The 14,806-nt window shown below is 35.7% G+C and carries 13 protein-coding genes; 9 read left to right on the forward strand and 4 right to left on the reverse strand.

All coding sequences use genetic code 11. From position 1 onward, the window contains the following. The first annotated feature begins 80 nt into the window (after window positions 1-80). The 4 genes from MHB70_RS05540 to MHB70_RS05555 all read left to right on the forward strand — a co-directional run bounded on the left by MHB70_RS05540 (window position 81) and on the right by MHB70_RS05555 (window position 4,510). On the forward strand, window positions 81-2,273 hold the full coding sequence (locus MHB70_RS05540; protein ID WP_000856447.1) for an MMPL family transporter: 2,193 nt from the start codon (window positions 81-83) through the stop codon (window positions 2,271-2,273). 101 nt (window positions 2,274-2,374) lie between these two features. Beyond that, window positions 2,375-2,791: a hypothetical protein gene (locus MHB70_RS05545; protein WP_000490306.1), complete on the forward strand. Its 417-nt coding sequence runs from the start codon at window positions 2,375-2,377 to the stop codon at window positions 2,789-2,791. Between the two features lie 98 nt (window positions 2,792-2,889). Then, window positions 2,890-3,813 (forward strand): RluA family pseudouridine synthase, encoded by a 924-nt coding sequence (locus tag MHB70_RS05550; protein ID WP_000448340.1) that lies wholly within the window; start codon window positions 2,890-2,892, stop codon window positions 3,811-3,813. A gap of 91 nt (window positions 3,814-3,904) precedes the next feature. Then, a complete protein-coding gene (locus MHB70_RS05555) occupies window positions 3,905-4,510 on the forward strand; it encodes a DUF1648 domain-containing protein (protein ID WP_000241828.1) in 606 nt (201 codons plus the stop codon). A gap of 38 nt (window positions 4,511-4,548) precedes the next feature. Here MHB70_RS05555 and MHB70_RS05560 read toward each other — a convergent pair whose 3' ends face one another. The 4 genes from MHB70_RS05560 to MHB70_RS05575 all read right to left on the reverse strand — a co-directional run bounded on the left by MHB70_RS05560 (window position 4,549) and on the right by MHB70_RS05575 (window position 9,805). Beyond that, entirely contained in the window at window positions 4,549-5,370 is an 822-nt protein-coding gene (locus tag MHB70_RS05560; protein ID WP_061530717.1) for a CAP domain-containing protein, read from the reverse strand. A gap of 465 nt (window positions 5,371-5,835) precedes the next feature. Further along, on the reverse strand, window positions 5,836-7,164 hold the full coding sequence (locus tag MHB70_RS05565) for a (Fe-S)-binding protein (RefSeq protein ID WP_061530716.1): 1,329 nt from the start codon (window positions 7,162-7,164) through the stop codon (window positions 5,836-5,838). Continuing rightward, on the reverse strand, window positions 7,161-8,573 hold the full coding sequence (gene glcD, locus MHB70_RS05570; protein WP_000890749.1) for a glycolate oxidase subunit GlcD: 1,413 nt from the start codon (window positions 8,571-8,573) through the stop codon (window positions 7,161-7,163). The genes MHB70_RS05565 and glcD overlap by 4 nt, the downstream gene beginning before the upstream one ends. A gap of 116 nt (window positions 8,574-8,689) precedes the next feature. Then, on the reverse strand, window positions 8,690-9,805 hold the full coding sequence (locus MHB70_RS05575) for a CdaR family transcriptional regulator (protein ID WP_000898653.1): 1,116 nt from the start codon (window positions 9,803-9,805) through the stop codon (window positions 8,690-8,692). Between the two features lie 136 nt (window positions 9,806-9,941). Here MHB70_RS05575 and MHB70_RS05580 point away from each other — a divergent pair, with 136 nt between their 5' ends. From MHB70_RS05580 to MHB70_RS05600, 5 genes are all read left to right on the forward strand, one after another. Next, window positions 9,942-10,916: a YncE family protein gene (locus tag MHB70_RS05580; protein WP_061530715.1), complete on the forward strand. Its 975-nt coding sequence runs from the start codon at window positions 9,942-9,944 to the stop codon at window positions 10,914-10,916. Next, a complete protein-coding gene (locus MHB70_RS05585; protein WP_000521658.1) occupies window positions 10,909-11,580 on the forward strand; it encodes a response regulator transcription factor in 672 nt (223 codons plus the stop codon). Before MHB70_RS05580 ends, MHB70_RS05585 begins: the two co-directional genes overlap by 8 nt. 3 nt (window positions 11,581-11,583) lie before the next feature. Further along, window positions 11,584-12,984: a sensor histidine kinase gene (locus tag MHB70_RS05590; RefSeq protein ID WP_000494805.1), complete on the forward strand. Its 1,401-nt coding sequence runs from the start codon at window positions 11,584-11,586 to the stop codon at window positions 12,982-12,984. A gap of 229 nt (window positions 12,985-13,213) precedes the next feature. Beyond that, window positions 13,214-13,903, forward strand: a complete 690-nt coding sequence (locus MHB70_RS05595; RefSeq protein ID WP_255253890.1) for a FadR/GntR family transcriptional regulator — start codon at window positions 13,214-13,216, stop codon at window positions 13,901-13,903. A gap of 168 nt (window positions 13,904-14,071) precedes the next feature. Continuing rightward, entirely contained in the window at window positions 14,072-14,791 is a 720-nt protein-coding gene (locus tag MHB70_RS05600) for a (Fe-S)-binding protein (protein WP_000869145.1), read from the forward strand. The last annotated feature ends 15 nt before the right edge of the window (window positions 14,792-14,806 follow it).

Below are 14,806 nucleotides of genomic sequence, written 5' to 3' on the forward strand. Positions count from 1 at the left end.
GTTTCCAGACGTTTTTTGTTTGTATGAAGATGTGATACAGTATAAGTGATAATTGAATTATTTAAAGTAGGTGAAAATGTGTGAAGACAAATGTACATAAAGTGGATAAGTGGGGGAAGTTAGGAACTTTCTTGTATCAGTTTCGTTATACAGTAATTGTAGCGCTACTATTGCTTGCGATAGCACTCGGTATTTTTGCTCCAAAGCTACCGGGAGTATTAGGTGGTGATGGTTTTCAAACGGAAGGGGACTATCAAAAGACGAAAGAAATTTTAGATAAAGATTTTAAGAGGTCTCAAGATACGCTCCTACTCGTTTTTGAAAGGAATAAGGATGCTTCACATGAGGATTTTAAAAAGCAAATAGAGAGCATTGTAAAGAAGGTTGAAGAGAACGAGAAATATGAATCTTTCCATCATCCAGTGCAAAATAAAGAAATGTTACAAGATAATATCGGTTATGCGACAATATTATTTTCCGGGAAAACAACTAAAGAACGTATGGAAAAGACATTACAGTTCGCTGATACTATTGAGAAGGAAAGTAATACAGCATTAAAAGTAACACCTACAGGATTTCCAAAAATTAATCAAGAGATTAATGAAAGAACACAAAATGATTTAAAAGTAGCAGAGATGATTGGTTTACCAATTGCATTTCTCGTATTACTATTTTCATTTGGTAGCCTTTTGGCATCTATTTTACCGATTGTAAATGGCGCGCTTAGTGTCATTAGTACGATGGGGATTTTATATTTTATAGGTAGCGACAAAGAGTTATCTATTTTCGTATTAAATGTTGCACCGATGATTGGACTTGCACTATCCATTGATTTTGCACTGTTATTTGTGAATCGTTTTCGAGAGGAAGTTGCGAAGAGAACGGTGAAAGAAGCGATAGCGATTACGTATCAAACGGCAGGACGTGCGATCGTATTTTCAGGATTATGCGTATTCGTTGGTTTATCAGGCTTATTTTTCTTTAAAATTGATTATATTCAGTCTGTTGCCATAAGCGGGATGATTGTTGTGATTATGAGTATTTTATTCTCACTTACACTTCTTCCAGCACTATTATCTTTAATTGGAAAACGAATATTAAAAAAGAATCAAGTAGCACATACACCGGCAAAGGCATGGCGTAAATTTGCACAATTTGTAATGAAACATCCAATCATAATGATTATTGCTGTTACAACATTTATTGTTATTTGTTTATTACCGCTACGTACAGCTAATTTGCAGTTTCCTGGTGTTGAAGCGTTACCTGAAAAGAGTGACACTAGAGTTGCTTATGAGAAATATGAAGAAGCATTTAATAAAACGGTCCAAACACATGCTGATGTTACATTAGTAGTAGAGACGAAAAAAAATATAAAAGAAAAAGAGAGTTTACAAAAGATAGAAGAAGTTGTTCAAAAGTTAAAAGATGATGAGAAGGTATATGAGGTAAGAAGTTTATACGATGGGTTAACCGGAATGAAAGCAGATCAAGTTGCTGGTATATTGCAGTCGCCAGAAGCGGCAAAAATAGCTCCTGTATTTGAAGCGTACTCAAAAGGAAATAAGACAATAATAGAAGTCTTTTTGGATACGAAGCCTCGTACAGAAACTGCGAAACAGTGGGTTCGTGATTTCAAAAGTAATTATAAAGAAAATGATGTTACGTACTACCTAGGCGGAATGACGACGTTCCAAAAAGAGTTAGAAGATGAAATTAAAGATAAAGTTGCAATTGGTATGTCAGTTATATTCGGATCAACCTTTGTCATTTTATTATTCGCATTCCGTTCTATACTCATTCCAATTAAGGCAATTATTATGAACGTACTTAGTTTAAGTGCAACAATTGGAATTGTCGTTTGGTTATTTGAGGGTGGTCATTTTGGTTTAGAAGCGAGTCCTGTTTTATTTGTATTACCAATCTTCATTTTCGGCCTTGTATTTGGGCTTAGCATGGATTATGAAGTATTTCTTATTTCACGTATTCATGAGCTTTATGAAGAAACAGGAGATAATGATCAAGCAACGTTAGAAGGGCTCGTTTCAACGAGTAGAATTATAACGTCAGCTGCTTTAATTATGATCGTTGTAACGGGTGCGTTCGCATTTACTGATATTTTACCAGTAAAGCAAATGGGTCTTGGCGTGGCATTAGCGATATTCCTTGATGCAACCGTTATTCGTCTTATGCTTGTACCAAGCTTAATGAAGTTGTTTGGAGACTGGAATTGGTGGCTGCCATTTCGGAAAAAACGAGAAAAATCATCATAAAAAATACTCATCTTATAGATGAGTATTTTTTTATGAATAGCAAGGCCTACATTTTGCAAATAGTATGTGATAAGAACATTACATATAAGTAGGTGAAGGCAATGTTTCGTTATTTCAAATTTAAGCTAAATGATACAGTACAATTTTCAGAAAACGATGGGCATATGTATCGCATTGTCGGTTATCGATTAGAAAAAGGATTTTATCCAAAAGATGAATGGACTCATATCATTTATGAACTGCTTAGAGAGTTTGATGGATATACGATGGACGCAGAAGAGGAGGAACTTGTAAAGGTTATTCAAGTAGAGGATGAGTATTACAAAATACAAGAGCTATCGGGCTATCGGTATCCAGTAAAAATGAAGCAAAAGCAGCAAGTTATGAAAGGAGAGAAAATAGACGACTTATTAGATACATACAATGACTATAAACGATTGGCGGATTTCTTCAAAGATTTATCGTATGAGCAAAAAGCTGAAGAAGTATTGCAGGAAATGAAAAGGCTTAGAGCGTGAGGGGCAGTCGATTATAAGGCTGTCCTCTATTTTTGACGATGCATCAAAGCGTGTTTTCCGTTACAATGAGAGAATCAATAGAAATAAGGTGATATAGTATGGAAACAAAGAAGAAGGGCGAATGGTGCGAAATTACTGTACCGGCTAAATGGAATGGTATAAGTATCGAATCGTTATTAAAAGTAGAATGGGAACTACCGAAAAAGTTATTACATCAGCTTCGTATGGAAAAAGGTGTTACTGTTAACGGTGAACAGAGAAGATGGAATGAGCTTTTAAAAGAGGGCGATAAATTCCAAGTTCACATGTTTATGGAGGAAGAGTACGGTGTAGAGCCAGAATATGGTGAGTTACATGTAGTATATGAAGATGATCACGTACTTATCGTAAATAAACCAGAGAAAATGGACACACACCCTGCCGAAAAAGGTGGAACGGGAACACTTGCAAACCTTGTTGCTTTTCATTTTCAAATGCAAGGTTTAGAGACGAAGGTTCGCCATATTCATCGTTTAGATAAAGATACGACAGGTGGTGTCGTGTTTGCTAAACATAGAATTGCTGGCGCGATTATGGATCGTTTATTAATGGAACGAAAAATAAAAAGAACGTATGCTGCGCTTGTTGAAGGGAAAGTGAAAAAGAAGAAGGGTACAATTGACGCTGCTATTGGAAGGGATCGACATCATGCTACGAGACGTCGTGTTTCCCCAAAGGGTGATGAAGCTATTACATACTATAAAGTAGAAAAGTATTTTAAAAAGCACAATACAACCTTTGTAACCTTACAATTAGAAACAGGTAGAACGCATCAAATTCGTGTGCATATGAGCCATAATGGTAATCCGCTAGTTGGGGATGTGTTATATGGTGGACAAACAACATATATGTCAGGGCAAGCGTTACATGCAATGAAAATTAATTTCTTGCATCCAATTACGAAAGAAGAGATCGAAATTGATGTACCGTTTCCTACAAAATTAAACAATATAATGAAAGAATTTCAAAGGGAAAATGTGTAAAGTGTAAGTTTTAATTTGAGAAAAGTAAATTTTTGCAGGAATTTCTCTAAAAGAAGCGAAGCCGTAAAGAGAAAAGAGAGGTGAGAATTACTTGGTCAAATATAAATATATACTAGGAATATTTTTCGCTTGTCTTTTATTTACCCTATGCATCTATCCATATTTACCAGAACGTTTGGCAGTACATTGGAACGAAAATGGTGGGCCGAACGAATTTATGAGTAAACAAGTTGTTGTTGCATTTATTCCGGTTCTTATTATTTTTTTACATGGATTTGTGTATATTATTTCACATAATATATATAAGTTTAATGGAGGAGAGCATTTCATTATAGGCGGATTTATAAAGACGATTACTTTATTTATGTTGTTTATTCATATGCTTATTCTCGTTATTAATTTTGGAAGTTTTATATCCTTTCAGACAGGATTAACGATCGGGATTAGTATGTTTCTTTTTATGCTTAGCAAAGATTTTAAAAAGATAAAGGGTAAAGAAAAAGATCCAATTAAATTACAAAAAATTCGTTTAGTGAGTAGACGAATTTTTCAAGTGATGGCATGTGGTATACTGTTTTCCTTGTTTTTGAACTTGAAGTGGGGATTTTATGTATTGCTTAGCGTAATAAGTTGCGGATCTATTTTGTTTATGTCCTACATTTTATATTCATACATAATAGAAAGTTACGAAACTTAAAAGAGTCTTCTCATTATGAGAAGACTCTTTTTATCTATTTACTTCGTAATAAATTGTTGTGTCCAGTAGTTACCGCTTTCTACATAACCAACACCGATGTGAGTGAAGCCGTTATTTAAGATGTTTGCACGGTGTCCAGCACTGTTCATCCAAGCTTGTACTACCTCTTCAGGTGTACGTTGGCCTTGAGCGATGTTTTCACCTGCAGATGTATAAGAAATACCAAATTTCTTCATCATGTCAAACGGAGACCCGTATGTAGGGCTGTTATGATCAAAGTAGTTATTTTTTTGCATATCTTCAGATTTAACACGCGCTACTTTGCTTAATTCAGTATCGATTTTTAGTGCTGGTAAGCCTTGTTTTGTACGCTCAGCGTTTGTTAATTCAACAACACGTTGTTCGAACTCGCTTAAAGATTTTGCTTCTTCAGCAGGCTTTTGCTCAGCTGGTTTTTGTTCTGTAGGTTTTTGCGTATTATTGTTTTCAGCAGGCTTTTGAGCTTCTGGCTTTTGTTCAGCAGGCTTTTGCTCAGCTGGTTTTTGTTCAACAGGCTTTTGAGTTTCTGGCTTAGCTGTTGGTTGCTCAGTTACAACATTTTCAGTAGGTTGTTGAACAGGAACGAAGCAATTTGGTTGGAAGTTTCCTTGTTGCCATTGTGCTAATGATTCAACTCCCATAGATTGTAAGAATGCTTGTAACTCTTGTTGGTTCATTTGCTTCATCATCACTTTTGAATGCTGAATATTTTGAACCTTTACGTTAGATGGTTGTACTGTTGCAGCTTGTGCATCTAAAGAAGATACTCCTAAAGTAAGAGCTGTTGCAGCAGCTACAGATAATAAAACACGCTTTTTCATGATGTGTGTCCCCCTATATAAAGTTTTAATTTGTTTTCACACGATTTGTTTTTGACAGCCTGTCTGACTGACAAATCCATCGTAGCATACAATTTACGAGAAAAAAGATGGAAAAAAATTCATAGACTTAAAATTTACCTAATTTATCCTAAGGAGAGAAAAGGAGAGAAATAAGAGAAACGTAGAGTGTAAAAGGAATTTTCAGCATTTTTATACTTCGTTTTAATAGGAGGTTTTTGGATAAATGTACCTATATTGAAAATGAAGAATCCTATTGTATCAATGGTTTGAACGTTTTTTTAAGGAATATACTGGATTGTTTTTTACAAAACTGTAATGTTTCTGTTGTTCTTTTTTATAATAAAGTAACATATTTTTAATGTTGTAGCAGACAAAAAAGCGGCTATCTCTTTACATAGACGAAGGAGATAGCCGTTTTCCTATTATTACGTATGTTACGAGTTATTACGAGTTAGTTTCAATTGCTTCTAATAATAAATCTACAATGTGAATTCCTCTCATTTTATGAGAAAGACCTTCACGTTCAATACCTAGTTTCATTTGTAATAGGCACCCTGGATTTGCAGTGACAATTGTTGCTGCATCTGTTTCATGTACACGGTCCATTTTATAATCTAGAAATTCCATTGATAATTCTGAGTGTACAATGTTGTATATACCAGCCGAACCACAGCAGCGATCCGCATCTTTCATTTCACGGTATGTTGCGCCTTGAATGGCTTCTAGTAGCATACGAGGTTCAGAAGATGTTCGCATAACGTTACGTAAATGGCAAGAATCTTGATACGTAATAATTTGCGGCGTGAGTCGTAAGTCAGTTCGTTTATGGAAATCTAGTTCTACTAGAATAGCGGTAATATCTTTAATTTTAGTAACAAACTGCTTTGCACGTTCAGCCCATTCTGGATCATCTTTTAGAAGATAATCATAGTCTACGAGGTAAGCCCCGCAACCACCTGCATTCGTAATAATATAGTCGATGTTTAAGTCTTCGAATGCTTTTATATTTCGTTTCGCTAATTCTTTTGCTCCACTCTTTTCACCAGCATGTCCATGTAATGCACCGCAGCAACTTTGTGTTTGCGGGATAACGATATCACAACCGGCTAATTGAAGAAGTTTCATCGTTGCGTTATTTGTTTCTAAAAACATCGTATCCATTAAACAGCCTGTGAAGAATGCAACTTGTTTTTTCTTTGTACTTTCAGCAGATAAAAATGTAGGACGATCTTTCATTGCTTTCATTTTAGGGACTTTTGGTAAAACGAGATCCATCGTTGCAAGTGTTTCAGGGAATAACTTCATAATACCTGTTTTATGAGTTAACGTTTGTAAGCCGGAACGTTGGTAAAATCCGATAAGTCCAGTTAAAGTTCTCATTCGATTTTGATGTGGGAATAATCCTTCAAAAACGATTTTACGAACGGCTTTCACGGGCATAGAGAATTTTTTATTTTGATTAATAATATCACGGGCTTCTTCTAATAAATGTCCATAATTCACACCAGATGGACAAACAGGTTCACAAGCACGACAGCCAAGGCAAACGTTTAAAGTATTTTCAACATCTTCATCTGGCTCGATTAAACCATCAACGACAGCTTTCATTAATGCGATACGTCCGCGCGGCGAATGTGATTCTTTATACCCAGATTGAATGTAAGTAGGGCAAGTAGGTAAGCAGAACCCGCAGCGCATACAGTTTAGTAGCTCATCTTCACTTAATCGTTCTTTAAATTCCTTTTGAATGTTTTCTTTATTTAATGTTGTCATCGCTCAACCACCACTCTTTTACGAGTGTCTTTCGCGAACATCTTTCCAGGATTCATAATGTTATTTGGATCGAAGGCTTGTTTAATCCCTTGCATAGCGGCAATACCTTCTTTACCTAATTTCATTTCTAAATAGGGAGCTTTCATCGCACCAACACCATGTTCACCAGTAATCGTACCACCAAGCTCAATTGCTTTCGCAAATATTTCAGCAAAAGCTTGTTCAGCACGGTGCATTTCTTCTTCATTACGGGCATCTGTCATACAAGTTGGATGTAGGTTTCCATCACCAGCGTGTCCAAACGTACAAATAGGAATATTAAATTTTTTTGCGATGGCATTAATAGCTTCAACCATCGGAGCAATTTGTGAACGAGGTACTGTTGCATCTTCTAATATTGTCGTCGGTTTTAATCTTGCAAGTGCTGATAGTGCGCTACGGCGTGCTGTACGAAGTGCATCTGCTTCCGCTTCATCTTTTGCAACGCGAACATCAACTGCATTCATAGAGTGGCAAACGTTAGCCATTTTTTCAATATCTCGATCGACCACTTCGGGTGGACCATCTTGTTCAATTAATAAAATTGCTTTTACGTCAGTTGGTAAACCGATTTGTGCAAACTCTTCTACAACTTCAATTGTCGGTTGGTCTAAAAACTCAAGTGTCGCTGGAATAATTTTATTTGCAATAATAGAAGAAACAGCACGTGCAGCTTCATTAATATCTTCGTAGAGTGCCAGCATTGTTTTCTTCGTTTCAGGCATAGGAACAAGTTTTAATATCGCTTCTGTTACTACTCCAAGTGTTCCTTCAGAACCGATAAATAGACGAGTTAAATCGTAACCAGCAACATCTTTTGCTAATTTACCACCAGTACGAATGATATCACCATTTGGTAAGACAAGTTCAAGACCCATTACATAATCACGTGTTACACCATATTTTAACCCACGTAATCCGCCTGAGTTTTCATTAATATTACCGCCGATTGTAGAAATTTTCATCGAGCTTGGATCTGGCGGATAAAATAATCCCTTTTCTTCTACTGCTTTAATAATATCAAGTGTAATGACACCAGCTTGTACGGTAATTGTTAAATTTTCTTCATCAATCTCTAAAATATTGTTCATATGGCGGAAAATAAGGACGATACCGCCTTCTAGTGGACAAGTTCCTGCACAAAGGTTTGTTCCAGAACCACGAACATACACAGGGATTTTGTGAGAGTTACATACTTTTAACACTTCAGCTACTTCATTTGTATTACGAGGAGCAATGACTGCATCAGGCATTGCTTGGAAGTTTGGAGTGGCATCATAACTATAAGTTAAGCGCCCCATATTGGATGTATCTACATTATCTTCGCCAACAATGGATACGAATGAATGAATAATTTGCTTTTCTAACATTGGAAATCCCCCTCAAACTGTTAACGTGTTTAGTCATAATAAAAACGTTGTAACAGTGCTTTCATTATAATGATAAAAAAGTTGGAGGATTCTTTCTATGTATAATCATCTGAAGATTAATCTGTTTTATCGTTCTTTTTTGTATGATTATCTAATAAAAGGAGTGCGAAGTATAAAACATTTAAATCTTTGAATTGTTTCGGATCAAGTCCGGTATGTTCTTCAATTTTTTTTAGTCGGTAATGCAATGTATTAATGTGTATATGTAATTGCTCAGCTGTCTGTTTATAAGATTGGTTATAATCGATAAATAAACGTAAAGTGTGCATGAGCTCAGGAGATTGTACTAAGTTTTCAATGGTACGCTCTAGAAACTGTTCTCGCGTTTCGATAGAAATATCTTGTAAGCACATTTCTAAACGTAAATCTTCATTAAATACAATTTTTTTCGTTTCAAGTGACACAGAAAGCGCTCGTAGTGCTTGTTCATATGATATGTGCATCTTGCTTGGCGTAACGGTTTGCCCAATCCCGATATATAAAGGGATAGAAAATAAAGTTTCACAGTCATGTTTTAACCGTTTTAAAAATAGGTAAGTTTGTTCTTTAGAGCTCATCGCTGAAAATAAAATAAATCGATCATTTCCCCAGCGAACAAATAGATGGTCTTTTGCTAATAGATTGCGAATATGTTGCCAAACTTTACGCTGGAGCATCGTATCATTTTGATCAATCGAAAACAAAATAAGTTGTTTCTTCTTATATAAATCAACGCCAAGTGTTTTTGCACGATCGAGAAAACTTGAAGACCAGTCTGTATTTTGAAGCCAATCAAAGACAAATGCTTCATAAGAACGGTGTTCAAGTTCTAATTGCTCTAAAAAGTAGTTTTCATGAATTAATAATTCGGTCATCTTCCGTAATATTTCTCCGTATTGTGAAATATTGTCGGGTTCTCCTGTAATTCCAATAACACCAATTACTTCGTCATGAAATAGTAAAGGAAGATTCATCCCGGCTTTTACACCTTGCAACCGTCGTTCATCTTCTTTTGTAATGATGACGGTTTTCTTTTGTTTCGCGCAGCGGAGTGCTCCCTCATGAAATTGACCGATTCTTTTTGCATCTGTACTGGCGATAATAACACCTTGTATATTAATGATAATAATATTTTCTGTAATTAGTCTGCGTACTTCCCGTACAATTTTATTCGCTAAATCAGGAAAAAGCATAATTTGCACACCTCAAATTCTATTTGTTGTACATTATATATGTAAGTTGAATAAGAAAGGAAGATTTCACACTTTCCACACATTTATTTGTTATTTTACAATTATAACGAAATCATTCGAAAATGGAGGGAATCTTTTGAGAAAGTATGTTTTTCTTCTCTGTTTTTTATTTCTATTAGTAGGGTGTCAAGGAAGTTCATATACACCAATTACTGAAGATAAAAGTATTATTATAACAACGAATATAAAAGAAGGCAGTATTAGTTTTATTGATAAAAAAACTAATAAATTAATTACGACATGGGAATTAAATGAACCGATGGCAGGAATTGCACTACTTCCAAACGGCGAGGACATACTTGTATATGGTAAGCAGTTAGAATACATGTATGTATATTCACTAGCAGAAGGAAGGCAAGTGGAAAAATATAAAACTGGAAAAGGCATTGTAAATGTGGTTGTATCAGAAGATAAAAAACAATTGTTTGCCGCCGATCAAAATGCACAAAAGATAAGGTTCTTTACGATAGAAGGGAAAGAGACAGAAAGTGTTTCAACAGGAAAAGGACCGATAACCCTGGTAGAGTATCATAACCAGTTATCTGTACTAAACTTTTATGATACGAAGCTAACGACAATTGATACAAAGAAAAAAGAGGTTATACAATCCTTTATGATTCCACCAGCATCAACAGGAGCAACGATTAGTCCGGATGGAAAAGAGATATGGATTGGCGGACATGGTGATGGAAATCAAGTGAATGAGAAAGTATTAGTGTATTCTTTACAGAGCGGCGAAATGGTACGTTCTTTACACGCCCCGTTTATGCCTGTGAACATAACGAAAGATAATAAGTACGTATATGCATTAAGCCATGGTTCGAATACGCTTAGAAAATTTGATATTAGTACGTATAAAGAGGTAGCTTCCGTTGAAGTAGGCTCAAATCCATTTGCATTTTTGAAAAGCGGGGCAGAAGGATATGTAGCAAGTTATGATAGTGATGAAGTGTGCGTCATGGATATGAAGAGTATGAAAATAAAACAAACAATTAAAGTCGGAAAAGGACCATTTCAACTCATAGAGAGGGAAGGGAAGGACAATGGGTAAATATAGAGTGCTAGTTGTAGATGATGAAAGTGACATGAGGCAACTTGTCGGAATGTACTTAGATAACTTCGGATACGAGTGGGGAGAAGCTGAAAATGGAAAAGAGGCTCTAAAAAAATTAGAGTCAGATCATTATGATTTCGTTGTATTAGATATTATGATGCCAGAGATGGATGGACTTTCAGTTTGCAAAGAGATTCGAAAAACGTCAGATGTGCCAATTATATTTTTAACGGCAAAAGGTGAAGAGTGGAATAGGGTGAACGGTTTACGCATGGGAGCAGATGATTACATTGTAAAGCCGTTTAGTCCAGGTGAATTAATTGCTCGTATGGAAGCTGTACTAAGACGTTATACAAAGCAAGAACAGCAAGAGGAGATTCAATTTGGTCCCATTCTTATTAATGAAAAAAGTAGGAGGATTGAGGCAGATGGCGATCCGATTTCTCTTACAGTAAAGGAGTTTGATTTACTATATTTCCTTTGCCAACATACAGGACAAGTATTTAGCCGGGAACAATTGCTTGAAAAGGTGTGGGGGTATGATTATGCGGGAAGTACAAGAACAGTAGACACACATGTGAAAACGATGCGTTTGAAACTTGGAGAAAGTGGAAACTACATTCAAACTGTTTGGGGTGTAGGCTATAAATTTGAGGTGTAACGTATGTTTACGATGGTACAAAAGCTTTGGCTTACAGTAGTATGTGCAGTATGTGTAACAGTTTCCTTTCTTTATTTTGTATCTTTATACTCGTATGAAAAGTTATACGTTGATAATTTAAAAGACTCATTAGTAATGGAAGGAAAGCGTCTTGCAACGCAATATGATAAGAATGAAGGAATGTCAACTTTTGAAGAGAAAGTAAGAGCATTTGATCAAATATCTAGTTCAGACGTTCTTTTCGTTTCCAATCCTCGTGATCTAAGCGCATGTTTGCCTTTTGATGTGCATCATCATTCTCTTATAAGTGAAGGGGATAGACAAACACTACTAGATGGTAAAACGGTGACAAAGGTAGGATATGAAGAACATTTTGATCGGAATATTATGGGGGTTGTTATCCCTGTTTTAGATAATAAAAAGTTAGTTGGAATTGTATATTCTTATATTCCTTTAAAAAGTATAAAAGACTTAATATATGATATGGGTCTTATTTTAGCCCCGCTAGCAATTGCTATGATTTTAATTACGATATGGATTGGGAGAAAAATTATTATAGCGATTACGAAGCCGCTTTCGCAAATGGAGCGGGTTGCCAATCATTTCGCTACTGGAGATTTCTCGGAGCGGATTACCATTTCTTCAGAAGATGAAATTGGACGATTAGGAAAAGCATTTAATAAAATGGCGCATTCTTTAGAAACAGAAGATGTAAAGCGTAAGGAATTTTTGGCTAACGTTTCGCATGAACTTAGAACACCGCTTAGTTATATAAAAGGGTATAGTGAGGCTATCTTAGATGGTGTAGCAAAGGGACCGCAGCAAGAAAAAGTGACGCAGCTTATTCATAAAGAAGCGGATCGTATGCAGCGTCTCGTTCATGATTTATTAGATTTAGCGCAACTAGAAGGTGAACATTTTCCTCTAAAGAAGCAACCTATTGTGTTCTCGCAGCTTATTGAAGATGTGTTAGATACGTATGAACTAAAGTTTATAGAAAAAAAACTTCGTATTTCAACGAATTTAAATCCTGAAATTATCGTAATGATTGATGAAGATCGTATGCAACAAGTTCTTCATAACGTGTTAGATAATGCGATACGGTATACAAATCAAAACGGGAATATCATAATAACGCTAGAGCAAATAGACGATTACTGTGAGTTGAAAATAAAGGATACAGGAATAGGTATTGATGCAGAGCATTTAGAGAATCTTGGTGAGCGTTTTTACCGAGTTGATAAAGCGAGAAGTCGCCAACATGGTGGAACAGGTTTAGGGCTTGCGATTGTAAGGCAAATTGTTCATATACATGATGGTGAGTGGAAAATAGAAAGTGAAAAAGGTAAGGGAACAACAGTATTTATTAAGTTAAAAATACAAGATGAAGGAAGCATGTTCTAATGTAAAGGACATGCTTTTTCAATTGAATATAAATGAATATAGGAATAGATATAAATTAATAGCAAATAAATATTAAAAATTTGACTATTTTATGAACAAAACATTTGTACTTCTTACCAATTCGTTCTAAAATAGGTATGGATGCTAAGTTCTTATAAATCGTTTCAATTGTTGTTTGGAAGATACTGAGGTGATTTAACTGGAGTACAAATCTATTAAACCGAAAAAAATTTACGAAGAAGTATCTGAAGCTATTTTAACAATGATTAAAAATGGTACGTTAAAACCTGGTGACAAGCTACTTCCTGTGCATCAATTAGCTGAGCAGTTTCAAGTTGGCAGATCTGCTGTTCGTGAAGCGTTAAGTGCGCTAAGAGCGATGGGCTTAATTGAAATGAAGCAAGGAGAAGGCACATATGTGAAGAACTTTGATTCTTCTTCATTAACAAAATCATTAAACAATAGATTATTAATGAAGAAAGAAGATATTTTGAATTTATTAGAAGTGCGAAAGGTGCTTGAAGTGGGGGCAGTTCGAGCAGCAGCGGCAAAACGTACGGAAGATAATTTGCAAAATATGAAACATTGGTTAGATGAAATGGCAAAGAGCATTGGAGATGAAAAGGCTGGCGAAAAAGCAGATTTTCAGTTCCATATGGGAATTGCAGAGTCTTCGCATAATAGCATTTTGCTTGAACTCATGAATCATGTTTCAGAGATGATTGCTGAAACGATTGGTGAATCAAGACGCATTATTTTATATGGTGAACAAACGACATCAGAACGACTTATAGAAGAGCATCAAGTTATATATGATGCGGTTTTAAAACAAGATGTAGAATTAGCGCAGCAAGCAATGCTAGAGCATTTAACAAATGTAGAACATATTGTCACAGGTAGAAACGATATAAATTCGTAATTTAATCTTCAAAAAATCTAATTTTCTGATAAAATAGAGAAAGATTAAGTAAGCGTTTTCTTTAGAAAAGGGAGAGGATAGGCCATGGTTGAGCCTATTTCTTCTCTCTTAAGTCATCTGATGACCATATGTTTGTTGGCGAAGTTGTAAAGAGGGGGAGTAATAATTATGAAAGTTACTTTATTTGTTACTTGTTTAGTCGATATGTTTGAAACAAATGTCGGTAAAGCAACAGTTGAAGTATTGGAGCGTTTAGGTTGTGAAATTGAATTTCCGGAAGCACAAGTTTGTTGTGGTCAGCCTGCTTATAATAGCGGCCATGTAGAAGCAGCAAAAGAAGCGATGAAACATATGATTGAAACTTTCGAAGATGCAGAATATATCGTTACGCCATCTGGCTCTTGTGCGACAATGTTTCATGAGTATCCGCATGTTTTTAAAGATGACCCGAAATGGGCTAAACGTGCACAAAAGGTTGCTGATAAAACATATGAATTTACACAATTTATTGTAGATGTTTTAAAAGTGACAGATGTTGGTGCAAGTTTACCAGGAATAGCTACTATTCATAAGTCTTGTCATATGACACGCCTGCTTGGAGTAAAAGAGGCACCAGGAATTTTATTGTCTAATGTAAAAGGATTAACTGTGAGAGAACTGCCAAACGTGCAAAATTGTTGTGGGTTTGGGGGAACGTTTTCAGTTAAGATGACTCCGATTTCTGAGCAAATGGTAGATGAAAAAGTAGATAGTGTAATGGAAACAGGTGCTGATTATTTAATCGGTGCAGATTGTGGGTGTTTGTTAAACATTGGCGGACGTATTGAGCGTTTAGGAAAAGAAGTAAAAGTAATGCATATTGCTGAGGTACTGAATAGTCGCTCATGAAGGGGGAACATAAGC

It is taken from the genome of Bacillus sp. FSL M7-1020 (genome assembly GCF_038050415.1).
Taxonomy (GTDB): domain Bacteria; phylum Bacillota; class Bacilli; order Bacillales; family Bacillaceae_G; genus Bacillus_A; species Bacillus_A toyonensis.